At 45.9% G+C, this 25154-nt stretch carries 17 protein-coding genes and 4 tRNA genes; 11 read left to right on the top strand and 10 right to left on the bottom strand.

The genetic code is table 11. The annotated features are described in order from the left end of the window. Positions 1-69 precede the first annotated feature (69 nt). Entirely contained in the window at positions 70-2184 is a 2115-nt protein-coding gene (gene pnp, locus ACRRS0_RS16190) for a polyribonucleotide nucleotidyltransferase (protein WP_432452183.1), read from the top strand. Between the two features lie 379 nt (positions 2185-2563). Then, positions 2564-3052: a tRNA adenosine(34) deaminase TadA gene (gene tadA / locus ACRRS0_RS16185; protein ID WP_432452184.1), complete on the top strand. Its 489-nt coding sequence runs from the start codon at positions 2564-2566 to the stop codon at positions 3050-3052. 1 nt (position 3053) lies between these two features. Here the strand turns inward: tadA and ACRRS0_RS16180 are convergent, their stop codons facing one another. Both ACRRS0_RS16180 and mltF read right to left on the bottom strand, forming a co-directional pair. Then, a complete protein-coding gene (locus ACRRS0_RS16180) occupies positions 3054-3188 on the bottom strand; it encodes a hypothetical protein (protein ID WP_432452185.1) in 135 nt (44 codons plus the stop codon). A gap of 92 nt (positions 3189-3280) precedes the next feature. Continuing rightward, on the bottom strand, positions 3281-4750 hold the full coding sequence (gene mltF / locus ACRRS0_RS16175; RefSeq protein WP_432452186.1) for a membrane-bound lytic murein transglycosylase MltF: 1470 nt from the start codon (positions 4748-4750) through the stop codon (positions 3281-3283). A gap of 179 nt (positions 4751-4929) precedes the next feature. Here mltF and purL point away from each other — a divergent pair, with 179 nt between their 5' ends. Continuing rightward, on the top strand, positions 4930-8823 hold the full coding sequence (gene purL, locus ACRRS0_RS16170) for a phosphoribosylformylglycinamidine synthase (RefSeq protein ID WP_432452187.1): 3894 nt from the start codon (positions 4930-4932) through the stop codon (positions 8821-8823). 73 nt (positions 8824-8896) lie between these two features. On the opposite strand, the gene ACRRS0_RS16165 is transcribed toward purL, so the two are convergent. The 3 genes from ACRRS0_RS16165 to ACRRS0_RS16155 all read right to left on the bottom strand — a co-directional run bounded on the left by ACRRS0_RS16165 (position 8897) and on the right by ACRRS0_RS16155 (position 13567). After that, positions 8897-10558 (bottom strand): methyl-accepting chemotaxis protein, encoded by a 1662-nt coding sequence (locus tag ACRRS0_RS16165; protein WP_432452188.1) that lies wholly within the window; start codon positions 10556-10558, stop codon positions 8897-8899. 369 nt (positions 10559-10927) lie between these two features. Next, positions 10928-12589, bottom strand: coding sequence for a methyl-accepting chemotaxis protein (locus ACRRS0_RS16160; RefSeq protein ID WP_432452189.1), 1662 nt, complete (start codon positions 12587-12589; stop codon positions 10928-10930). Between the two features lie 108 nt (positions 12590-12697). After that, positions 12698-13567 (bottom strand): patatin-like phospholipase family protein, encoded by an 870-nt coding sequence (locus ACRRS0_RS16155; protein ID WP_432452190.1) that lies wholly within the window; start codon positions 13565-13567, stop codon positions 12698-12700. 111 nt (positions 13568-13678) lie between these two features. Between ACRRS0_RS16155 and ACRRS0_RS16150 the strand changes: the two genes are divergently transcribed. Next, positions 13679-14572, top strand: coding sequence for an endonuclease/exonuclease/phosphatase family protein (locus tag ACRRS0_RS16150; RefSeq protein WP_432452191.1), 894 nt, complete (start codon positions 13679-13681; stop codon positions 14570-14572). Here ACRRS0_RS16150 and ACRRS0_RS16145 read toward each other — a convergent pair. Both ACRRS0_RS16145 and gloB read right to left on the bottom strand, forming a co-directional pair. After that, positions 14547-16145, bottom strand: coding sequence for a LysM peptidoglycan-binding domain-containing protein (locus tag ACRRS0_RS16145; protein ID WP_432452192.1), 1599 nt, complete (start codon positions 16143-16145; stop codon positions 14547-14549). The two genes, ACRRS0_RS16150 and ACRRS0_RS16145, sit on opposite strands and share 26 nt — an antisense overlap. Positions 16146-16205: 60 nt before the next feature. After that, on the bottom strand, positions 16206-16976 hold the full coding sequence (gene gloB, locus ACRRS0_RS16140; protein ID WP_432452193.1) for a hydroxyacylglutathione hydrolase: 771 nt from the start codon (positions 16974-16976) through the stop codon (positions 16206-16208). Between the two features lie 71 nt (positions 16977-17047). On the opposite strand from gloB, the gene ACRRS0_RS16135 reads away from it, so the two are divergent. Beyond that, complete coding sequence (locus tag ACRRS0_RS16135; protein ID WP_432452194.1) at positions 17048-17764, top strand: class I SAM-dependent methyltransferase; 717 nt, start codon at positions 17048-17050, stop codon at positions 17762-17764. Here ACRRS0_RS16135 and rnhA read toward each other — a convergent pair. Then, entirely contained in the window at positions 17724-18233 is a 510-nt protein-coding gene (gene rnhA, locus ACRRS0_RS16130; protein ID WP_432452195.1) for a ribonuclease HI, read from the bottom strand. The two genes, ACRRS0_RS16135 and rnhA, sit on opposite strands and share 41 nt — an antisense overlap. A gap of 105 nt (positions 18234-18338) precedes the next feature. Here rnhA and dnaQ point away from each other — a divergent pair, with 105 nt between their 5' ends. From dnaQ to ACRRS0_RS16100, 6 genes are all read left to right on the top strand, one after another. Next, complete coding sequence (gene dnaQ / locus ACRRS0_RS16125) at positions 18339-19070, top strand: DNA polymerase III subunit epsilon (protein WP_432456154.1); 732 nt, start codon at positions 18339-18341, stop codon at positions 19068-19070. Then, complete coding sequence (locus ACRRS0_RS16120) at positions 19067-20317, top strand: TIGR03503 family protein (protein WP_432452196.1); 1251 nt, start codon at positions 19067-19069, stop codon at positions 20315-20317. Before dnaQ ends, ACRRS0_RS16120 begins: the two co-directional genes overlap by 4 nt. 125 nt (positions 20318-20442) lie before the next feature. Further along, a tRNA-Asp gene (locus ACRRS0_RS16115) sits at positions 20443-20519 on the top strand. A gap of 32 nt (positions 20520-20551) precedes the next feature. Then, positions 20552-20628: transfer RNA gene (locus ACRRS0_RS16110), tRNA-Asp, on the top strand. A gap of 23 nt (positions 20629-20651) precedes the next feature. Then, a tRNA-Asp gene (locus ACRRS0_RS16105) sits at positions 20652-20728 on the top strand. Between the two features lie 39 nt (positions 20729-20767). Next, positions 20768-20844: transfer RNA gene (locus ACRRS0_RS16100), tRNA-Asp, on the top strand. Between the two features lie 184 nt (positions 20845-21028). Here the strand turns inward: ACRRS0_RS16100 and ACRRS0_RS16095 are convergent. After that, complete coding sequence (locus tag ACRRS0_RS16095; RefSeq protein WP_432452197.1) at positions 21029-22555, bottom strand: DUF3369 domain-containing protein; 1527 nt, start codon at positions 22553-22555, stop codon at positions 21029-21031. 121 nt (positions 22556-22676) lie between these two features. Continuing rightward, positions 22677-25148: an acyl-CoA dehydrogenase FadE gene (gene fadE / locus ACRRS0_RS16090; protein ID WP_432452198.1), complete on the bottom strand. Its 2472-nt coding sequence runs from the start codon at positions 25146-25148 to the stop codon at positions 22677-22679. Between the last annotated feature and the right edge of the window lie 6 nt (positions 25149-25154).

Here is a 25154-nt window from a genome sequence, read left to right as displayed (position 1 = left end):
TCTTTTGGCATAGCATTGTTTTATACTTTAGCGCGAATTAAAAGAGCACATAAATTAAAGGAAATTCACGTGAATCCTATCGTAAAAACGTTTAAATACGGTGAGAATACAGTCACCATCGAAACTGGCGCAATCGCTCGCCAAGCAACCGCTGCTGTAATGGTAACTATGGATGATACAACAGTATTTGTATCGGTAGTGGGTAAGAAAACCGCTACGCCTGGCCAAGATTTCTTCCCGTTGACTGTGAACTACCAAGAACGTACTTACGCAGCAGGTAAAATTCCTGGCGGTTTCTTCAAACGCGAAGGTCGCCCTTCAGAAGATGAAACCTTAATCGCACGTTTGATTGACCGTCCAATCCGTCCACTGTTCCCTGAAGGCTTCGTCAACGAAGTTCAAGTTGTTGCGACTGTGGTGTCTGTCAACCCACAAGTGCAGCCTGATATTGTGGCTTTGATTGGTACTTCTGCAGCGTTAAGCCTTTCTGGTATTCCATTCAATGGCCCGATTGGCGCGGCTCGAGTGGGTTACATTGATGGTAATTACATTCTTAACCCAACCACCGAAGAACTACCAGAAAGCAAACTAGATTTAGTTGTTGCGGGTACTGAAAGTGCAGTATTGATGGTTGAGTCTGAAGCTGAGCTATTATCTGAAGAAGTGATGTTAGGCGCGGTAGTCTACGGTCATGAGCAATCGAATGCAGTCATTACTGCGATTAAAGAACTATGTGAAGAAGCAGCTAAACCCGCATGGGATTGGCAAGCGCCGGCAGTTAACGTTGAACTTAAAGATAAAGTCGCGGTACTTGCTGAAGCAAAATTAACTGCCGCTTATCAAATTACCGATAAAGCTGAGCGTTATGCGAAAGTTGGCGAAATCAAGAAAGAAGTAATCGAAGCCATTAGTGCCGAAGATGTTGAACTTGACTCACAAGATATTGGCGATGAACTCGGTAAATTAGAGAAAAATGTAGTGCGTTCACGCATTATTGCTGGCGAGCCTCGTATCGATGGTCGCGAACCTGATATGATCCGCGCGCTGGACGTGATGACTGGTGTATTACCGCGGACTCACGGTAGTGCGGTCTTTACTCGTGGTGAAACTCAGGCCTTAGTGACTTGTACTTTAGGTACCGAACGTGATGCTCAGATGATTGATTCATTGGCTGGCTTGCAAACCTCTCGCTTTATGTTGCACTACAACTTCCCTCCTTACTGTGTTGGTGAAACTGGCTTTATTGGCTCACCTAAACGTCGTGAAATTGGTCATGGTCGCCTGGCAAAACGTGGTGTTGCTGCGGTAATGCCAAGTTCTGAGGAGTTTCCGTATACAGTACGTGTAGTTTCAGAAATTACTGAATCAAACGGTTCAAGCTCAATGGCTTCGGTTTGTGGTAGCTCATTGGCATTGATGGATGCTGGTGTTCCAATTAAAGCTTCGGTTGCGGGTATCGCAATGGGTCTGGTGAAAGAAGGTGATAACTTTGTTGTGCTTTCTGACATTTTAGGTGATGAAGATCACCTAGGCGACATGGACTTTAAAGTAGCGGGTTCTTCTGAAGGTATCTCTGCATTGCAGATGGATATCAAAATTGAAGGTATTACCAAAGAAATTATGGAAATCGCCCTACGTCAAGCACAAGGCGCGCGTTTACATATTTTGGGTGTGATGGACCAAGCGATTGGTACTTCTCGTGAAGAGATCTCCGAATTTGCACCACGTATCCACACCATTAAGATCAGCCCAGAGAAGATCAAAGATGTGATCGGTAAAGGCGGCGCAACTATTCGTGCATTGACCGATGAAACCGGCACCACTATTGAAATTGAAGATGACGGTACCGTGAAAGTTGCCGCAACTGACAACGCGCAAGCGCAAGAAGCGATTAAGCGTATTCAGCAGCTCACCGCAGAAGTTGAAGCGGGTCAATTCTACGAAGGTAAAGTGGTTCGTCTTGCAGACTTCGGTGCATTCGTTGAAATTCTTCCTGGTAAAGATGGTTTAGTTCACATCTCGCAAATTTCTCAAGAGCGAGTTGCTAACGTTTCTGACCACTTGACTGTTGGCGATATCGTTAAAGTTAAGGTGTTGGAAGTAGACCGCCAGGGTCGCGTTCGCTTGAGCATTAAAGAAGCTGCAGCACCAGCTGAAGCCGCCGTGGAAACCCCTGCTGAATAAGCGGGTTTACTGAACGAAAAAAGCCGACCTTGGTCGGCTTTTTTATTGCCAAAAAATCAAGTTATAGAGTAAGTGTGCCTAGTTGGCATGAGGATGCGCTGTTCGTTGAGCTTTAATGGCTTTCGGTATGACGAATTATCTGTTCATTTTTACGGGCCTAAATCGCCGTAGTAGCGTTATACGCCTTGTAATTAGAGCGACCAATGACAGCACTTTATACCTCGTGGCTGGCCGATTTATTCTGTGCAATAAGTTGATCATATTATTCATCAAATTGATATTAATCTCCTGTTATAAAAACAAAGGGCAGAGTGTCTTTCAACTTATAGTGGTTCAGGTTTACAATAGCGACCCGATTTTGTTGAAGCTGAGAAAGCCTTTGGATACGACAGATATAGACTGGATGAAGCATGCCTTGGCTTTAGCCGATAGAGCTGAACAACAAGGTGAAGTGCCAGTGGGGGCTGTGGTCGTGCATCAAGGGAAAGTGGTTGGAGAGGGTTGGAATCAAACCATTACTCTGAATGATGCCACGGCTCACGCTGAAATATTGGCGCTACGTGAAGCGGGAAAAAAAATTGGGAATTACCGGCTGCTTGATACAACCCTGTACGTCACTCTCGAGCCTTGTACGATGTGTGCTGGTGCAATGGTTCATGCCCGAATAAAACGCCTGGTATTTGGTGCTCAGGATTTAAAAACGGGGGCTGCTGGTAGTGTGTTTAATATTGTCGACACAGAACAGTTAAATCATCGTGTTGAGATTGAAAGAGGGATATTAGCGGAGTGTTGTAGTGAGAAACTTAGTCGTTTTTTTCGCGGTCGTCGTGAACAACATAAGTTGCGAAAAAAACAACAGTTAAAGTGAGTTATTCAGCGTAACTGACGAACTCCATCTCTGACAAGGCATAAGAGCGTTGTCTTAATAAAACCTTACGATGCTGACGAGCCAATTGAATACGGCGACGTGGCGAATGAAGGGTAACACGTTTTCTTCTTATCATACTATCCTCTCTAGGACGCTTTTACATTTTAATCTTAAGCAAGATTAAGTGTAAAACATGACAAAATTATGACATTTCGTCAAGATGATTCTCTAATCTTTGGTGCTTACCTCTATTTTGTTCGGAATATTATGCTCATCTTCGAAGTTATCGTCTAAGGGGGGCTGCATATTTTGTATTAATTGCTGTTGGCGCTGTTCTTCTTTTTTCTGCGCTTCTAGCCATAACAAGCTTTGGTAATATTGCCGAATATTATTCACGTAGTTATAGGCTTCTTGTCCTCGTGCATAGCCGTAGCGGGTTTGTTGGTACCACTTCTTGCGCATTAACAAGGGTAGACTTTCTTTGACATCTACCCACGCATTTGGGTCGCCCCCTTGGATGCGAGTGATTCTGCGGGCATCCAGCATATGACCAAAACCAATATTATAGGCCACTAAAGCAAACCAGATCCGATCTTCGTTATGAACACTATCGGGAACTTTTTCAATCAGCTTTTCTAAGTATTGCGCACCTCCGCGAATACTTTGTTCGGGGTCGAGTCGATTGGTCACACCCACCGATTTTGCTGTGGGGAGGGTGAGCATCATCATACCACGCACGCCGGTAAATGATTTAGCCTGAGGTCGCCAATGAGACTCTTGATAGGAGACAGAGGCTAACAAACGCCAATCTAGCTGTCCCGCATATTGTTTAAACCAATTATTATATTTAGGTAGGCGAGATGCTGTTGCTCGTAAAAAGGCTCGGGTATCGACATAGTCAAATCGCTGAATATGGCCTAAATAGCGTTCATAGAGTTGAGTAATATCGCCGTTTGCGTGCTTTTGACCGATGTATTCGATTAACGCGCTATAGAGGCTGTCATCACTGAAGCGTTTCACCATCCATACCACGGGAGCGCCCTGATGAAGGGTAAAGGCTTCGGCTAAATCCGGATAAAAGCGTTGATGTAGGGAGAGGGTCGTATTGTCGACCAAGGCAAAACGGATCTCTTCATCGACGATGCTTTTTAGTAATTCGCTGCTATCCAGACGATCAGTGACTTCAATTTCTAGTTCGGGATTGTCCTTTTTATAAGCGTTTAACAAGGGTTGATGGTAACTTCCCGCGGTGATCCATATGGGCGCATCCACCTGGCTAATATCTCGTGGTCTAAAGGTGTTCTTTTTATAAACCACCTTGGCATCTACTTGGTAAATTTCTGGTGAGAAGCGAAAGTTTTCGGCGAGTGCCGGTGTTGGGGAAAGCGCAGCGCCCAGTAAGTCGACCTGTTGATGCTGTAATCCACGATACAGTTCGGTTTGATTATAGAGTGGCACCATCTGTAACTCGACACCTAAGTAGGTAGCAAAACCTTCCAGCAGCTCATATTCCATACCAGCAGGTTGTTCATGCTGGTCGTAATAAAATACCTGCTGATTATATAAGGTGCCGACTCGCAGTTTACCACGTTGACGGATCTGCTCCAGCTCAGAACTAAAGGGTTTTGGGTCACAGCCTTGTAAAAACAATAAGGCAAGCAACGCTAATAAGATTGCTGAGCGCTGCTGTTTCATCATCTAATGTGCTTCCTATTTCTATAATTAGCTTTGATTTTATGGATATCTGGCTAGCTGTCTAGCATTAAGCTTGCTTTTCCTCGTTAAGCTAACGTTTTGTTTACCATTGTGGCGGTTTTTATCTATAATACGCGCAATTTCCCCCTCCCACCTCCATCTGGAAAAGCGAGCACATTAATATGTTGGTACTACGTGGTGCACCTGCACTGTCTGAGTTTCGAGTTGCGCAATTGCTAAAACGTTGCGCAGAGCAAGATCTGAACATTAGTTCTATTTATGCTGAGTTTATGCATTTTGCTGATATTGCTAATGATTTAAGCGATGTCGAGCAGCAAATATTGGATAAGCTGTTGACCTATGGTCCGACTATTGCGGAACATCAACCTGCAGGGCAATTACTATTAGTCACTCCTCGCCCAGGCACTATTTCTCCTTGGTCCTCAAAAGCGAGCGATATTGCGCACAATTGTGGTTTAAGCAATGTGCAACGTTTAGAACGCGGGATAGCTTATTATATTGAGTCAACTGAGACTTTAAACGAAGCTCAGTTGAGCCAAGTGAAGGCTTTAATTCATGATCGCATGATGGAAGTTGTATTTGCTGAAATGGAGTCGGTGGCGGCTTTATTTGAACATGCTAGCCCAGCGCCTTTTGCATCGGTCGATATTCTTGGTGGCGGTAAGGCTGCTTTAGAGCAAGCCAACCAAGCCTTGGGCTTGGCGCTTGCGGATGACGAGATTGACTACTTAGTGGAAAATTTCGAGAAGATGAAGCGTAATCCGAATGACGTCGAGTTGATGATGTTTGCGCAAGCAAACTCGGAACACTGTCGCCATAAGATCTTTAATGCAGATTGGACGATTGACGGGGTGAAACAGCCTAAGTCTTTGTTCAAAATGATCAAAAATACCTATGAGTTGAATAGTGATTATGTGTTATCTGCCTACAAAGATAACGCCGCGGTAATGACTGGTTCGGTGGCTGGGCGTTTTTTCCCGAATAGTGAAACTAAACAATATAACTACCATCAAGAAGCAATCCATATTTTGATGAAGGTTGAAACTCATAACCATCCCACGGCGATTTCTCCCTATCCTGGTGCCGCAACCGGTTCTGGTGGTGAAATTCGTGATGAAGGGGCAACTGGCAGAGGGTCAAAACCTAAATCTGGTATGGTTGGTTTTACCGTCAGTAATCTGCGTATTCCTGGTTTTGAACAAGCCTGGGAAAGTGATTTTGGTAAGCCAAGCCGCATCGTTGACGCCTTAGAAATTATGATTGAAGGGCCATTAGGTGGCGCGGCCTTTAACAATGAGTTCGGTCGACCGAATATTTTAGGTTACTTCCGTACTTACGAAGAACAAGTGGAAAGTTTTAACGGCCAAGAAGTTCGCGGTTATCACAAGCCCATTATGTTGGCTGGTGGTTTGGGGAATATTCGCGAAGATCACGTAGAAAAAGGCGAAATTCCAGTCGGAGCCAAAATCATCGTGCTGGGTGGCCCAGCTATGAATATTGGACTTGGCGGCGGTGCAGCCTCTTCGATGGCCTCTGGCCAATCCAGCGAAGATCTCGATTTTGCTTCGGTGCAACGAGAAAATCCAGAAATGGAACGCCGTTGTCAGGAAGTGATCGATCGTTGTTGGCAAATGGGGGACGATAATCCCATTGCCTTCATTCACGATATTGGTGCTGGTGGCCTATCCAATGCTTGTCCTGAGCTGGTCGATGACGGTGGCCGTGGCGGTGTGTTTGATCTGCGCGCGGTTCCGAATGATGAGCCTGGCATGTCACCTTTAGAGATATGGTGTAACGAATCACAAGAGCGCTATATGTTAGCGGTTGCTCCGGAACACCTCGAGGTATTTGACGCGATTTGTAAGCGTGAGCGGGCACTTTACGCAGTGATTGGCGTGGCGACCGAAGAGCGTGACCTTGTTTTGCATGATTCGCACTTTGCTAATGATCCGATCCGTATGCCCTTGGAAGTTTTACTGGGTAAAGCGCCGAAGATGCATCGCGATGTGCAAAGCGCTCGCTTTAACGGTCCCGCTTTTGATACCGCAAAAATTGAGCTAGGTGAAGCGGCTGAACGCTTATTGCGTTTGCCAACGATTGCTGAGAAAACCTTTCTGATTACCATTGGTGATCGCAGTGTAACTGGACTGGTGGCGCGAGATCAAATGGTTGGCCCTTGGCAGGTGCCGGTTGCCAACTGCGCCGTAACGGCCGCCAGTTACGATAGCTATCATGGTGAAGCGATGTCTGTGGGCGAGCGTACCCCTGCGGCCTTGATTGATCATGCCGCCTCGGCGCGTTTAGCGGTCGCCGAAGCCTTAACCAATATTGCAGCTACAAACATTGGTTCACTGAATCATATCAAGTTATCGGCTAACTGGATGTCGGCTGCTGGCCACCCCGGCGAAGACGCGGGACTTTATGCAGCAGTCAAAGCGGTGGGCGAAGAGTTATGTCCAGCGCTAGGGCTTACTATTCCGGTGGGCAAAGACTCGATGTCGATGAAGACTGCTTGGCAAGAAGATGGCCAAGAGAAGTCGGTTACGGCACCACTTTCACTGATTATTAGTGCTTTTGCTAAAGTTGACGATATTCGTTTAACGGTCACGCCGCAGTTGCGTAATGACCAAGGCGATAGCGACTTGATCTTGATTGATTTAGGTCAGGGTAAAAACCGCATGGGCGCATCCTGTTTGGCTCAGGTTTATAAGCAGCTGGGTAATCAAGTTCCTGATGTGGATTCGCCAGAGTTATTAAAAGGTTTCTTTAATGCGATTCAGGTATTAACCGCAGAACAGAAATTGCTAGCCTATCATGACCGGAGTGATGGTGGCTTGTTTACCACGGTTGCAGAGATGGCTTTTGCTGGTCACTGTGGCGTGGATATCGCGCTTGATTTGTTAGCAGGTGAAGTGGTTGATGTATTATTTAGTGAAGAGTTAGGCGCTTTGATTCAGGTGAAAACTGAACACAAAGAAGCGGTACTTAATATCTTGGCTGGTCATGGTTTAGCCAGCTGTAGTCATGTGATTGGCTCACTCAATAGCGATGATGCGATCCGCTTTACTCGCAATGGGGAAGTGGTGCTTGCCAATACTCGCACTCATTATCGGAGCATTTGGGCGGAAACCACCCATCAGATGCAAGCCTTACGTGACAACCCTGAGTGTGCCAAGCAAGAATTTGATGCCAAGCTAGATGCTGCCGACCCTGGTTTAAATGTGGGCTTAAGCTTCGACATCCATGAAGACGTTGCTGCGCCTTATATCCTTAAAGGTTTAAAACCAGAAATGGCTATCTTGCGTGAGCAAGGAGTGAACTCGCATCACGAAATGGCCGCCGCCTTTGACCGGGCGGGCTTCGCTGCGGTGGATGTGCACATGAGTGACATACTGGCAGGGCGCGTCAGCTTAGATAAATTTGCAGGTTTAGTGGCCTGTGGCGGTTTTTCTTATGGTGATGTTTTGGGCGCGGGTGAAGGTTGGGCGAAGTCCATCCTGTTTAATTCGCGGGCTCGTGAGCAATTTAGTCAATTCTTCCAACGCAATGATTCCTTCGCTTTGGGGGTTTGTAACGGCTGTCAAATGCTGTCTAATCTAAGTGAATTAATTCCAGGCGCTGATTTGTGGCCACGTTTCGTGCGCAACGAATCAGAGCGTTTTGAGGCTCGCTTTAGTCTAGTGGAAGTTCAGCAATCGCCATCAATCTTTTTGAATGGGATGGCGGGTTCACAAATGCCCATCGCTGTATCGCATGGTGAAGGGCGGATGGAAGTGCGTGACCAAGCTCACCTCGACGCACTGGCGCAAAGTGGTACGGTTGCACTGCGTTATGTGGACAACTATGGTGATGCGACCATGCAATACCCAGCCAACCCGAATGGTTCGCCTTTAGGTATTACCGGGCTGTCTACTGCCGATGGTCGAGTGACGATTATGATGCCTCACCCAGAGCGGGTGTTCCGGACGGTTGCCAACTCCTGGCACCCGGATGATTGGCGTGAAGATAGTCCTTGGATGCGGATCTTCCGCAACGCACGGGTTAACGTAGGTTAAAGCGCTCGTTGATAAAATAGCCACCGTAAGGTGGCTTTTTTATGTCGCGATTGGCTTGCCTTAAGCGAGTGGCTTATAAAGTAAAGCGTTTCACGAGTGCTTCGAGTTCTTCGGCGCGTTGTTTCAGGTTGAGACCGCTGCTGCGATTTTCTTGGGCCAAAGTAGCAGACTCGCTGGATTGGTCGGCAATTTGCACGACCCGTTGTGATATTTCGTGTCCGACATGACTCTGTTGATCGGTGGCGGTTGCGATAAGTGCATTCATATCCATGATGTGCTGGATCGATTGTTTAATTAATTGCAGTGCATCGCTGGCAGCATTGGCACCACTCACCGCTTCAGTACTGCGTTGTTGGCTACTGTCCATGGCAGAAACTGCGGCATCGGAGCCATTTTTTAAACGTTCGATCATGGTGTGGATCTCGCCAGTGCTTTGTTGAGTGCGGCTGGCAAGCTGGCGGACTTCATCGGCAACCACCGCAAATCCTCGGCCTTGCTCACCGGCTCGCGCGGCTTCAATCGCTGCATTTAAGGCGAGTAAGTTGGTTTGTTCGGCGATCCCTTGAATTACGCTTAAGGCCGAAGAAATATTTTGTACATCACCTTCGAGTTTACTAATCACCTCACTGGCTTGGGCGATTTCATCGGCGAGTGACTGTACGGTGGTGACGGCACTACCAACGGTGTTCATCGCCTGTTCGGCATTGCTGTCGACTTCTTGAGCTGAGTGTGCCGCTTGGTTTGCGTTATCGGAGACATCATGGGCTGAGGCTGTCATTTCGGTCATCGCGGTAGCGACTTGTTCGGTTTCTTCACGCTGTTCAACCAGTAGTTGGTCAACTGAGCTGGCTCGTTGAGACATTGAGGCGGTCTCTGTGGCGACATCATGCGCGACCTTTCCAACCATGCCGATAATCTCATGCAATAACGCGATAAAGGAATTGAAGTTCGTTGCCAATTGACCAAATTCGTGGACGTAATCGGTTTCTAGGCGAGCACTTAGGTCGGCGTCACCACTGGCTAACTTAGCGAAGGACTGATTTAAGGCTTGTAAAGGTGCCATGATACTTTGGTTGATTACATACCCAATTACTGTGGCAACGATCAGCAAGGCCAGGCCGATTAAGCTGATAAATAACATCGATGATTGTAGGCTTTGTTCGGAGTGTTCTTTTAAGCTTGAGATGAGCGTATCCACATCATCCGTATAAAAACCAGTTCCGATGGTTAGATCCCAGCGCTCAAGGTAGATGGCATAGCTAAGCTTCGGTTGAGCAACATCACTACCAGGCTTTGGAAAGTAATAGGTATAGAACTCGCCACGTCTGGCAGCTTTTATTAGACCTTGGATGAAGTATTGGCCCTTTTTATCTTGCAAGTTCCAAAAGTTATCACCGAGTCCTTTATCACTCTGTCCGAGTACCCAGCGCTTGCCTTTTGAATCGTAGGCAAATAAGTAGCCGTTTTTGCCAAATTTTATATTTCTTAGGATAGGCGCGGCTTGCTCCAAGCTCCCCCCCTGTTCGTAGATGTGAACGATTGCTGAGTAGCTGAGATCGAGGTAGGCTTTGAGCTCTTCCTTTTTCATCTCAATTAAGCTGGCCTCGGTTTCAATGCTTTGAGATTGGTTTAGTTTCTGGGTTTCGTGATAAGTGAGTAGCAACATACTCGCAGCTAAGAGTAACACCGGCGCTAGAGCTAACACCGATAAACGTTGGCGGATAGTTAGAGACATACGTGGATCCTTCCTGATTCTCAATTTGATGTTTTAATGATGAGCTATTTAGATTACGGATTAATGCCAGCATAATCGATTTATCGGCAGCTATGTTAGGATTTTGTAGTATAAATAACGGATATATTTACTGTTTGTTTTATAATTAACTGTTGCTAGATGATGGCATGACTCTGAGTTTTCTTGGGGGGATCGATAACTTGTGTTTATTTTCATCTCATGAATAGCCAAATGGAGTTCATAGCTCTATTTGGCTATTTATGAGATGAGTTTTCCAAGGTCGATATATCGGCCTTGGAAAGTCTTTAGTTCTGTTGTGCTTAGCTTCGTTCCTCAATCTTTAGGGTTAAACATATGGGTTTGTAGTTTTTATAAGGTGAAGCGGTTTACTAAGGTTTCTAATTGTTCCGCTCGTTGTTTTAATTTGCTGCTGCCACTGCGGTTTTCTTGAGCGAGTGCTGTCGACTGGCTGGATTTATCGGCGATATGTACGATGCGTTGTGATATTTCTTGCCCTACGTGGCTTTGCTCATCGGTGGCAGTTGCGATCAATGCATTCATATCCATGATGTGTTGAATGGATTGTTTAATCAAGAGTAATGCATTATTGGCAGCATCGGCACCAGTGACGGCTTCAGTACTACGTTGTTGGCTCGTATCCATGGCCGTAACCGCGGCATCAGAGCCATTTTTTAAACGTTCGATCATGGTGTGGATCTCGCCGGTGCTTTGTTGGGTGCGACTGGCAAGCTGGCGGACTTCATCTGCAACAACGGCAAACCCTCGGCCTTGTTCGCCAGCTCGCGCGGCTTCAATCGCTGCATTGAGCGCGAGTAGGTTGGTTTGTTCGGCAATCGCTTGAATTACGCTTAAGGCTGAAGAAATATTTTGTACATCACCTTCGAGTTTACTGATGACCTCACTGGCTTGGGCAATTTCTTCTGCCAGGTCTTTTACCGTTACTACCGCACTACCAACCGTGTTCATTGCTTGCTCTGCGTTAACATCCGCTTGATGGGCTGAGCTTGCCGCCTGGGTGGCATTGTCTGAGACATCGTGTGCAGAAGCGGTCATTTCGGTCATTGCAGTGGCCACTTGTTCAGTTTCTTCACGCTGCTCTGTTAACAATTGGTCAACGGAATTTGCACGCTTGGACATAGAGGTTGTTTCTCCTGCGACATCACGGGCGACTTTGCCAACCATGTTAATAATTTCATGTAATAAAGACATGAAAGCGTTGAAGTTGGTTGCTAATTGACCAAACTCATGCACGTAGTGTGTTTCCAGGCGAGCACTTAAGTCGGCATCGCCACTGGCGAGTTTTTTAAAGGAGTGATTGAGGTCTTGTAGTGGGGTCATGATGCTCCTATTGACAAGATAGCCAATCAGTAGCGCTAGACCTAATAAGATCAATGCAGTAATTGTTATAAAAGTAATGGAAGATTTTAGGCTTTGTTCTGCTTGTTGTTGTAATTGGGAAACAACCGCATCAACATCATCGGTATAAAAACCGGTACCAAGCATTAATTGCCAACGCTCAAGATAAATGGCGTAGCTTAGTTTGGGCTGGGCGATATCACTTCCCGGTTTGGGAAAATAGTAAGTATAAAACTCGCCTTTTTTTGATGCTTTAATCAGGCCTTGAATTAAGTATTGTCCTTGTTTGTCTTGCAGATCCCAAAAGTTATCCCCGATCCCTTTATCCACCCCGCCCATGAACACGCGAACACCTTGGTTGGTATAGCCGAAAATATAACCACTGTTACTATATTCAAGGCGTTTCAGGATTGGTAAAGCCTGTTCGAGCGTTCCTCCATTTTCGTATATTTCGGCGATGGCAGAATAACTCATATCCATATAGGACTTGAGCTCAGCTTTTTTCATTTGCAGCATACTTTGTTTAGTAGCAACCGATTGAGCGAGGCTGAGTTTTTGCGTTTCAGAAATGGTCAACGCGAGCATGCTGGTGGCCAAGATAAGCACTGGCGCGAGGGCTAAGAATATTAACCGATGTTTGATGGTGAGTGACATAATGCTGCTCTCTTTTGTTGATACAACTTTGTATTCTAGTGTAGCTTTTAGATTACAGCCAAAGTTAAGTGAATGTTAATAAAGTGTATTTTTTTTGGAAAGTTTGAGCTAGTCGTGGTTATGTTGGGTTTGGGGGAGTGGGCATTGTTGATGCCAAATCTTGGTAGGTACGATTTGAATTGCAGTTTGATAGCCACTATCAAATAGCTTGAGTTTGGCTTCATCGGTAAGGTGAAAGTCTACTGGTGAGGTATTTCCGGTATTGACTACGATAGTTCGATGCCAAAATTTCTCATTGACATATTCGCGGGAAATGGTGGTCATGAAGGTTCGAATAAGCAGTGAAATATAAGCCGCTAGAGGAAATATACCGTTGGTTTGCAGGGGTTTGATGTCATTGTCTCCACGTAAGCGAAAACAGATCACTGGCGTCCCGTCTGTTGCCCAGTCTTGATGTAAAGCGTCTTCGGATAGGATACTTCCATCGACCATTAGGTGTTCTCGATAGGGCTTAAAAGAGAAGATAAGGGGGATCGACATAGAAAATCGCACCGCTCGAGATACTTTTTCTTTGGGAGTTTGAATCGCGTCGAACACGACCGGTGAACCGGAACGAACATCGGTGGCTACCACGTGTAGTTTCACGGGGAGCTCCTCAAAGGTGACTCCGCCGAGTAAATCATCTATCCAAGCTTCAAATTTGTCTCCTGAGCACAATCCACCGTTACGTAATAAGCTCAGTAGTGAGAATCCCTTAAATTGTTCAAAATCGGTGTCTAGTGCAATAGCCTTAATCTGTTCAATTGTCATGCCGCTGGCAAATAAGGCGCTGATGATACTGCCGCCTGATACTCCGACAATATGCGAAAACTGGACATTCAGTTCTTTTAGGGCCGCCAGAATGCCAATATGGGCGGGTAAGCGAGTCCCACCTCCGGCAAATATTGGGACTAAGATCTTCGGTTTTGCTGATTGCATTCGGATCTTCCTTGGCAGATGATAGCTAAAGTATGTCGCATATTTCTGATATCGCTAGACTTTCTTTTTAGCGTAAAGGCCCACAAGTTTGATGGAATTCAAGGGCATTATATGACCACCAATGATGAACTCAACAAAGAAGTTATGCTGCACAAATCGCCGAACAAACTGAAGACTTTCTGGTTTGCTACCGTGATTCGGTGTTTTACTGTGATTTTGCTGTTCTGCTCTATCGAAGCTCAAGCCTTATGGACTGGCTGTGAAAATCAAAGCTTAGAATATACAGCTGCTTCCGCTGAATTTGCGCCAAGGCCTCCCAATAAAACGTCATTTTCTTTATTGGTTTGGAATAGTTATAAAGGGCAGCAGCACTCCTGGTTGGTTACGCTGAGTCAGCTGAGTCAGCAAGCGGATTTCATCTTATTACAGGAAGCGAGCCGTAAACAAATGAGGGTTTGGCCCGATCGGCAACAGTGGTATCGTTATCAGGCAATCGCCTTTGAGTGGCTCGGCGATGGGTTTGGTGTCATGAACCTAGCCAAGCAAGCGAGCTTAGATAGTTGTGTTGTACTGAGAGCTGAGCCATGGATAAGAGTACCGAAATCTGCTTTGATTCAGCATTATCATTGGCAGGGCAAAGATTTGCTGTTAGTGAATATCCATAGCATTAATTTTACTTGGGGCGAACAGGATTACCGTGAACAATTACAACAACTTAATATTTGGTTAGCCAGCTATGAGGGGCCAATGATTTTAGCCGGAGACTTTAATACTTGGAGTTCCGAACGTTTAACCCTGCTGAAGCAACTCGCGCATCAATATCAGTTGAATGAAGTAATTTTTAGGCCCGATCAGCGGAGTCGCTTTTATGGTCAGGCCTTAGATCATATCTTTTACCGAGGGCTTAAGCTTGATCAGAGTAAAAGTATCGTGAGCGATGCTTCTGATCACAACGCATTATGGGCAAAGTTTAGTTTTACTAAGCACTCACTTCAGCTACGTTAATATATAACTTTAGTTTTTGCCCTGGCTTTAAATAATTATTTTTGTTGAGTTTATTCCACTTGAGCAAGTCTGATACCGAGACCTTAAATTTTTGGGCGATCCGTGATAAGGAATCACCGTTTCGCACTTGATAGGTGATGGTTTGGATCCGTTGGTCACTTAGTTTAGTTTTTTGCCAAATTATCAGTTTTTGACCTGGTTTTAGCATATCGCTAGGGGCCATACCATTCCAGCTCGCGATGTCACGATGGTTGACTTGGTGGGCTTTGGCAATACTCCAAAAACTGTCACCTGATTTTACGCGATAGCTTAGTTTGATATCGCCATGCGGTGTTTTTTGTTTACTGGCTAAGCGTTGCGTTTGACTGAGTGTATAAGCGCTTTGTTTACGTGATGATACCGGGACTAATAGGTGCTGACCCGTTTTGATCTTATTGCTGCTGAGTTTGTTTAATTCTTTGATCTGTTTGCTCGTCGTATTATAACGTTTAGCGATGACACTCAAACTGTCGCCAGATTTAACCTTGTAGCGAGCCCATTGCATGCGGTCTTGTTTGGTTAAAGAGGCAAGCGCGAATTCAAAATTAGCCGCTTTCTTTTTTGGTATTAATAAATAGTGTGGCCCATTAGGTGCTGTGGCCCAGCGATTAAATGCTGGATTGAGTTGGTGAAGTTGTTGCAGTTTGATATCTGCTAACTCGGCGGCGAGTGCGAGATCAATTTGACTGTGGGTATCGACTTGGCTGAAGTAGGGTTTATTGCTGATGGCGGGCACGTCTATCTTATACTCGATACGATGTTGTAATAGTTGACTCAGTGCTAATAATTTTGGAACGTAAGCACGGGTTTCTCTGGGTAAGTCTAAAGACCAAAAGTCGGTTGGTTTGCCTTTCTTTTTATTGGCTCTAATCGCCCGCTGTACTCGACCTTCACCGGAGTTATATGCCGCTAAAGCATGTAGCCAATCACCATCAAAAAACTTGTTTAAATACTCGAGATAATCAAGCGCGGCACGGGTTGAAGCATAAATATCTCGCCGTCCGTCATACCACCAATTTTGCTCAAGGCCAAAGCGAGTCCCGGTGCCGGGAATAATTTGCCAAATACCAGAAGCGCGGCCATGCGAGTATGCGAAGGGCTGAAATGCGCTCTCGACAATGGGTAATAGCGCTAATTCTAGCGGCATGTCTCGGCGTTCGATTTCTTCTACAATGAAGTACAGGTAAGGGGCTGCACGTTTGGATACCCGAGCCATGTAATCTGGGTGTTTTAAAAACCAATTGAGCTGGGCTTGTAGGCGCTTATTTTTTTGTGGTAGTGGAAGCTCGAATTGTTGTTCAATTCGTTGCCATAAATCATCATATACTATCGGTACCACTGGCTCAGCCGCTGCTGCGATTTGTGGTGCGATTAAGCTTTCACTCGAAGGCCTATCAATTTCTGACGCTTGCGAAGTTGATTCGGACCGAGTATCAGCGCCTGGTTGCTGTGCTATACCGTTGTCGGAACTAGGTGTAATAAGTTGGCAAGCGCCCAATAATAAAGAAAAAAGGCTAATGATGAGCGCTTTCATGAGTGATCCGTTCGTTTCAAATAGCTGACAATGGTATTTAGGTCTAGATGAATTAGCAAGTCAGAAGCGATCTTTCCATGATCTTAAACTGGTAAATACCGCCACTTCATTGGTGAGTGCTTGCATCTGCGCTAAGCTTACGGCGCTGCTAATGCTAGTTTGCTCACAGCGTAGAAAAGGGTTGATCGCTAGTTGTTGTTCAAGCGTTGTGGGCAGGGTTGGTAAGCCCATTTGTCGCTGTTTACTAACTTCTTGTTGGTATGTGATTAATCGCTTATTATCGGGTTCAACCTTTAAAGCAAACTGCAAATTGGCTTGGGTGTATTCATGGGCGGCATACAATAAGGTTTGCGGATCCAAAGCTTTCAATTTATTTAGTGAGTGATGCATTTGTTCGGCGCTGCCTTCAAACAATCGACCGCAACCGGCTGAAAATAAAGTGTCTCCAACAAAAATATGCTGATTACATTGGTAGGCTACGTGGTCTAAAGTATGGCCTGGTAATTCAACAACCGTGAATGACTGCGACAAGCCTGTGGGGTGGATTGTCATGGCATCTGTGACGATGGTGTGAGCAAATTGATATTTGGCGTTATTCGGTGCAAATACTTGTGCTTCTGGGAAATGCTTGAGAAGTTGATTGACGCCGCCAATATGATCATGATGATGATGGGTAATGAGGATGTTACTCAGGCGGCCATTTATTTCCGCTAAACGTTGCAGTACTGGTTCCGCATCGCCTGGGTCGACAACCGTACAGGCATCACTATTGGGTTCTTTGATTAACCAAATATAATTATCGCTGAATGCTGGAATATGGATGATTTGCATTATGCTATCTCTGTCGTTAAAGTCGATGACGCATTATTGCCTTAACTGCAGTAGATTGGTATGAGGAATTGATGAAGCCCGCGAAAATTCGTGACGTAATTGACAGCCCCGACTTTTGGCAGGAACTGCCCTTAGGTGATTGGTTGATGGATCAACAGCAAAGTTTGCTTGATCAATATTTACCTGCGGTATTTGGCTATCATCTACTAAAATTAGGAAATCTGAGCGCGCAACTTAACTGTCATGCTTCGATGATCCGCCATCAACTGAATGTGGCAAAACGCGGTCATTTAATTGGTTTGAGGGCAGAGCCTGAACAGTTGCCTTTTCAAGAAAGCAGTTTAGATCTTTGCTTGTTGGCCCACAGCCTCGATTTTTCGAAAGATCCCCACCAAGTATTACGTGAAGTTGAGCGAGTCTTAACTGCCGATGGCTATCTGATTATTAGTGGATTTAATCCTTTTAGCTTATTGGGGCTAAGGCGTTACTTTCCGTTTAGGCGGCGAGGACTCCCTTGGTCGTGCCGTATGTTTACACCAGCAAGGGTAAAAGATTGGCTTAATTTACTGGGTTTTGAAGTGCTTAATGATGAGCGTTTTGGGTATACTTCTTTTGTGAATAGCAGACCTGCACCGCAATGGTTTGAGCGCTGGGGAAAACGCTATTTTCGTGCCACAGCATCGGTCTATTTCATTGTCGCTCGAAAACGTCGGGCCCCCTTAACACCGATTAAAAAAGCTTGGCGAGTTAAACGACGGATCCCGGTGACTTCGTCGGTGGGGGGATAGGCTGTGATTGTTCGTAGTCGCAATCTATTTGTAGCGTTTGTGCAGTGGCAGCACTGCGCGCGAGTTGGTCGACTCGTTCATTTTCAATATGCCCTGCATGCCCTTTCACCCAGCGCCACTCTATCTGGTGGATTTGGCTGACTTTATCTAAGCGTTGCCATAGGTCGACATTTTTGACCGCTTGTTGGCTTGCCGTCTTCCAGCCGCGCTTTTTCCAATGATGGATCCATTGTGTAATGCCTTGGCGCAGATATTGGCTATCGGTGGTTAGTATCACCTTGCAACTCTGCCGTAGACTTTCTAAACCGACAATGGCTGCGAGCATTTCCATGCGATTATTGGTGGTAAGCCGATAACCTTGGCTTAATTCTTTTTGATGCTGTTGATAAATCAATAGCGCGGCATAGCCGCCAGGGCCTGGATTACCTAAGCAGGAGCCATCGGTAAACAAGTGAACTTCTTTTACCATATCTTTGTTAAACTAGAATATATATCTGCTTAGTGTCGCATAGGAGCTGTTGTGAACCAATCGAAGAACCATCGCTTAGTTATATTTGATACAGAAACCACTGGGATGAATGATAGTGGCGGTCCTATTTATCAGGGCCATCGAGTGATTGAAATTGGTTGTGTGGAAGTGATTGACCGAAAATTTACCGGAAATACATTCCATGTTTATATCAATCCTGAGCAGCTGATCGATCCTGAAGCGATTCAGGTTCACGGCATCACTGATGAGTTTGTTGCCGATAAGCCTTTGTTTCGCGAGATCGCTGCAGATTTTATTGAATTTATTCGCGGTGCTGAGTTGGTGGCGCACAACGCAAACTTCGATATAAGCTTCCTTGATCATGAGTTTTCCATGATGTCTCGAGGCTTGATTAAAGCGCTGCCAAATTGTGCCGATATTTGTACTATCACCGATTCATTGTTGGTGGCTCGTCGTGGAGAATACAATAAACGTGAGATCCAGTTAGCTGGCAATAAGCCACTTCCATCACGAAAGAACTTGGATTCCTTGAGTGATTACTATGGGGTCGATCGCTCGTCACGAACTTATCACGGCGCTTTACTGGATGCGGAATTGTTAGCCGATGTCTTCTTAAAGATGACCGGTGGGCAAAATAAGCTGAACTTGAAACAAAAGGGGAGCGGTGATGGTTTGGGCGTGAGGCCCATTAGCGCAGAGCGCACGCCCTTAAAAGTTGTATTCGCGACTGAACAAGAGCTGCAGAGTCACCAACAACGATTAGACTTAGTCGAAAAGAAAGGAGGTCAGTGCCGCTGGCGCGACTCATCTCAATGATAAAAAAATTTTTGTGGTTATTGCTTTGGCTAGTTTTACCCTTACAGGCGAGTACGATTTTTGAGAATCGAGATATTCCGTTAATCGATAATCGTTTTCGGCTCGATGAAAGCATCGATAAGGTGACCTTTTTGCTTTATCGCTCACCAGGCTCACCTGCGGCGATCTTGGTCCGGCCCGATGGTAGTAAAATTTACGCTTGGCAATTACCGAGCAATGTGAGCTGGTTAGAAACCGATGAGTTAGACATTGTCACCATCGAAAAGCCAATGCGTGGGCCATGGCAGGCTGTAGCTGAAAATAAAGGCCGTAACCGAGTTCGTATTCTCAGTGATGTAGAGATGGTGACCGATCCCATTCCTCATCAGCTTTATCGCGGTGAACGTTTACGGATCCGTTCTCGCTTAATGAATAAAGGAGAGCGGATCGATTTGGGAGTGATGCTTAAAGATGCGATCCTTGATGTGGCTTTAAGCCATGAACAGCTATTGGATGATCAAACCCTACAGGTTAGGCAGGAAAGTTTGGGTAAGTTTGCCGATGATGGTAAAAACTATGATGAGGTTGCCAATGATGGCGTATTTACGACTTATGTGAGTTTAGATACCCAGCCTGGCAAATACCAAATGATCGTCAGTACTTTAAACCAAATTTTTACTCGAGCCCAATCCACATCAGTGTTGATTTATCCAAACCCGGTAGCGATTCGAGTCCTTTCACCTAAAGATGAGCAGCGTCAGGCTCGTATGGCCTTAGTGATAGATGCCGATGAACTGAGACCAGAAACTGTGGTGATTACAGGAAAGGTATTTAATAACGTTGGTTGGCAGCAAGACTTTCAGGCTTATGCCGATACTCACGAATTCACCATCGATTTACCGACCCCTGCGTCGCAGGGCCGTTATCGAGTCAGTGGAACTTTGTTGGCAACGACTTTACAAAACCGGGAACTGGTGATTGAGTTACCGGAAGAAGATTTTGTAATTTTGCCACCGCCGCCACCGCCGCCACCGCCAGTGGTTGAAAAAGTAGTGATTCCTGAACCACCAACGCCTTTGTGGTTGATTATCTTGTTAGGCATATTAGGTTTTGCACTTTTCGCAGGGGTCATCTTCCTGGTAATTTGGTGGCGTAAACGTAAGGCATTTGCTGCAGCCTTAAAACAAGCGCGAGATGCGCCGCCAGCAACACCTGAAGTAGAGCCTAAAATGGAAGACTCAAGTGATTTAAAGATACCTTCTGAGTGATTTTTGAGTGCATTGGCTAAAACATCGGCGCTTAAGTGGGTTTTTAAAGAAATAAGACAATTCTTTGTTGACTCACCATAGCCATAACCGTATTATCTGCGCCGCACCAGACGAGATGGTTCTGCGGAGTGGTAGTTCAGTTGGTTAGAATACCGGCCTGTCACGCCGGGGGTCGCGGGTTCGAGTCCCGTCCACTCCGCCAAGTCTGTTTCTGTGTGCATGTTTCGATGTTGCGGAGTGGTAGTTCAGTTGGTTAGAATACCGGCCTGTCACGCCGGGGGTCGCGGGTTCGAGTCCCGTCCACTCCGCCAACGACGAAACAATTTAATGCGTAGGAGTGGTAGTTCAGTTGGTTAGAATACCGGCCTGTCACGCCGGGGGTCGCGGGTTCGAGTCCCGTCCACTCCGCCAGCATTGAATGAGTAATACCATGTGACTTTTAGTATATGCGGAGTGGTAGTTCAGTTGGTTAGAATACCGGCCTGTCACGCCGGGGGTCGCGGGTTCGAGTCCCGTCCACTCCGCCACTACTAAACAAGAGCCTCATCTAGATGAGGTTTTTTTGTGTCTGTTATTTCAGTGCATGCTCAGATTGTGGATCGTGCTGTCATCACAATCATCGATGAGCGCCATCAATCCTGTAGCTTGATTTATTAGCCTTGGTTTAAACGAATTATTTGATCGTGAAACAAGGCTTACAAAACTTGAGCACTAGTCTTGATATTTGTCGCGGATCGCTTGAAATTTTTCGAAATTATCGAGTAATACACCGATTAGCCGTGGTTCAAATTGCCGCCCGCTTTGTTGTTGTAGATAGTCAATGATTTCTTCATCTTCCCAGCGCTGCTTGTAACAGCGAACGCTTCCCAGTGCATCAAATACATCTGCCAATGCTGTTAAACGGCCACAGAGAGGTATTTGTTCTCCTTTTAAACCCTCTGGGTAGCCACTACCATCCCAGTACTCATGATGGGCGCCAGCAATCTCTGCGGCTAGTCGCATAATTTCAATACTAGAGCCACTGAGCATCTTCTTACCAATAAGCGCATGAGTCTTCATCTGTTCCCATTCTTCTGAGTTCAGCTTTCCAGGTTTGTGTAAGATAGCATCGGGAATGGCGACTTTTCCTACATCGTGTAGTGGCGAGGCCAATTTAAGTTGATCGACTTTCTCTGGTGGTAAGCCAATTTGTTGGGCCAATAAAGCTGTATATAGAGCGACTCGACGCACATGCTTACCTGACTCCCTCGAGCGTGTTTCGACAATCTCACCGAGCCGATAAAGAACTTCTTTTTGATTGCTGCTAATGAGTTCATTGAGTCGAATGTTTTCTAACGCTGCGATGATATTGTCACTTAGCAAGTTAATGAAATGCTGTTCATCCTCATTGAAGGCCTGATTACGGGTGATTAAGAACAATAAGCTATTGGCTGAGTTTTCACAGTAAATGACCAACGCTTGATCTTCAAAAACGTTGAGTTTGCTTTCAATGGCTTGTTTTAGGAGTCGTTGTGGGGGATCCGAAAAATCATTAATTGACAAGTTCTCAACTTGAGGGCGGTGCTTGCCTTGATAAGCTAGGAGTTGTAGCTGGGTTGAATGTACTTGATAAGCAAACTGTTCCACTTGGTAGATACAGCTATCTTCAATATTTAGGATGGCGGATAATTGTTCGAGAGCACCTTCAACAAAGGCGAAAAGCGCGTGTTTTTCAAATATGCCGCGGGAGGCCTTAACGACTTTTTCTAGGCCTAACTTATGTCTTTCTAAGGCGCATATATCTCGATATGAGCGTAAGCTGGCGCGGATCAGGGTGCGCAGCTTTTGTGAGGTTAACTCGGTTTTATCTTTATAGTCATTGATGTCATAGTTTTCTACCACTTCATCTTCTGGCGCTTGCCCTGGCTGCCCGGTTCGTAACACAATACGGACGCTCTTATTGTTTAACTGTTGGCGAATGTAGTGGACTAAGCGTAAGCCTGCATCGTCGGTTTCCATGACCACATCGAGTAGAACTAAAGCGATATCGGAATGAGCATTGAAAACTTCTTTGGCTTCTTTTGCTGAGTTGGCATGTAAGAAGTGAAGGGTTTTATTATCGAAAATAAACTGAGACAAGGCCATCGTGGTAATGTGATGAACTTCGGGCTCATCATCTACCACCAATAGCTTCCATTGGGCCCGTGGAATAATATCATCAGGAGCACTGTCAGCTAAAACAAAGAAGTCATCTTCCATTACAATCCAAACTTATACTTTTGATTAAGTAAAGGATATTCTCGGCGTAAATTCAATTTAATGATTGATTTTATCGATATAAAAAAAGCGAGCTAGGCTCGCTTTGGTTTGAGTTTGCCATTTAAGCGACCGACCCTAATCTAGACCTTTGGTCTTGTGCAGGCTGGGTGCTGTTCTCTAATTGTTGATGCGCAAAATCATCGACGTTAATTGCGTTTAAACGGCCTTGCTCGGTGCGCCGCATTAATTCGGCTTCAGCTTGAGTGATGACTTCTAGCGTGAGGCCTTCAAGGGCAAGTTTGTCGAGCTGGGTGAACGGACGCTTTTCACCGATCGCCTTGCAAATTTTGTCATGCAGGCCTTCACAGGCGAGCACGTCTTCTAAGGTTTGCTCTAATTCGCCATAAACATTACCAGCGACTCGACTGGCAAAACGACCTTGACCAAGTCGCTCTCGGGTTTCACTTGGTTGTTGTAACATCTGGGCTAGTTGATGATCCAACTGGTCGCTAGGCGCATGTAATGGCTTGCCTAGCGGGAACACCACGAGTCGCATGAATTTGCCTACCCATTTGTTTGGGAAGTTGCGAAGGAGTTCATCTAGAGCGGTTTGTAACTGGAATAAAGCTTCTTGCATGCTCCAGTGTAGCAGGGGGAGATCTTCTTGTTTTCGGCCATCGTCAGCATAGCGCTTCAGTGTTGCTGAACAAAGATAAAGCTGACTAAGAATGTCGCCTAAGCGTGCAGAAACACGTTCTTTTCGTTTCAGACTTCCGCCGAGGGTGCCCATGGCCACATCAGAGAGCAAGGCTAAGTTGCTACTAAAGCGAGTCAGTTGTTTATAGTAGATTGCTGTTTGATCGGAATAGGGCGCTTTTAGCAGCGTATTTCCACTCAGGCCAAACCAAAAACTACGAATAAAGTTACTCACCGCAAAACCTAAATGACTGAATAAGGCGCTATCGAACTGTTGAAGGCCTTGATGAAAGTCTGGATGCTGCGCTGCTTCCATTTCAGCGAGCACATAGGGGTGGCAACGAATGGCCCCTTGTCCATAGATAATCATACTGCGGGTGAGGATATTCGCACCTTCAACGGTAATGGCAATCGGTGCACCTTGATAAGCTCGGGCGAGGAAGTTTTTTGGCCCAAGGCAAATCCCCTTGCCGCCGACGATATCCATGGCATCGATGCTGGCGCGTTGTCCTCGATGGGTTAAATGGTATTTAACGATAGCTGATACCACCGAGGGTTTTTCACCTAAATCGATGGCAGTCACGGTTAGATCCGATGCCGCGCCCATCATATAAGCGTTACCGGCGAGACGAGCCAATGGCTCTTCAATCCCTTCCATCTTACCAATGGGCAGTTTAAATTGGCGACGTATACGGGCATAGGCGCCAGTCGCTAAAGCTGCATTTTTAATACTGCCAGTTGCACTTGAGGGCAGGGTGATGCCGCGACCGACCGATAGGCACTCGACCAGCATTCGCCAACCTTGGCCAGCCATGGCTTGGCCGCCGATAATGTAATCGATAGGAACAAATAGTTGGTTAGCGGTTGTAGGGCCATTCATAAAAGGGATATTCAGCGGGAAATGGCGACGACCGACCTCAACGCCTTCAATATCGGTGGGGATTAGTGCGCAGGTAATCCCAAGCTCTTTTTGATCGCCCAGTAATCCCTCGGGATCCGAGAGTTTGAAAGCCAGCCCAAGAATGGTTGCTACAGGCGCGAGGGTGATATAGCGTTTATTCCAGGTAAGTTGCATCCCCAGTACTTGTTCACCTTGCCAGTCACCCATGCATACAATGCCTGAGTCGGGGATTGAGCCCGCGTCGGACCCAGCTTCTGGACTGGTGAGTGCAAAACAAGGAATTTCTTTCCCTTCGGCTAAGCGTGGCAAGTAATAGTCTTGCTGTTGTTTGGTGCCATAGTGTTGTAGCAATTCACCGGGACCTAAGGAGTTGGGGACTCCGACGGTACTTGATAGTACGGCAGAGATACTGGCTAGTTTTTGTAATACACAGGACTGTGCGTAGGCTGAAAATTCGAGGCCACCATATTGTTTCTTGATGATCATCGCGAAGAATTTATGGGTTTTAAGAAAGTCCCAAATTTCCGGAGGTAAGTCAGCGAGTTCGTGAGTGATTTGCCAATCATTGGTCATGGCGCAGACCTGCTCTACAGGACCATCGATAAAAGCCTGTTCTTCCGGGCTGAGACGCGGTGCGGGGTAACTGTGTAGCACTTTCCAATTCGGATCCCCACGAAATAATTCACCTTCCCACCAGGTGCTGCCCGCATCAATTGCTTCTTTCTCTGTTCGTGACATCTCTGGCATGATCTTTTTAAAGATTTTAAATATCGGTTTGGAAATGAGCTGTTGCCTTAAAGGTTTAAAATTAATCCCTCCGACCACAACTAAAAAGCCGAGCCAAAAGATTTCACTTAATGGTGTGATGGCGCTGTAAGCCACTAAAGCGGCAGTAACGGCGAGGCTAAAGGCTAATAACGAAGCCCTAAAGTAGGCTAGCCCACAGATGAGTAGGCCAATACCAACAATGGCAAATAGCGGTGAATAACTTAGCATGAATAT

It is taken from the genome of Agarivorans sp. QJM3NY_29, assembly GCF_050870835.2.
Taxonomy (GTDB): domain Bacteria; phylum Pseudomonadota; class Gammaproteobacteria; order Enterobacterales; family Celerinatantimonadaceae; genus Agarivorans.
Note: the sequence above shows the minus strand (reverse complement) of the source record. Positions and strands in the feature narration are given on the sequence as shown.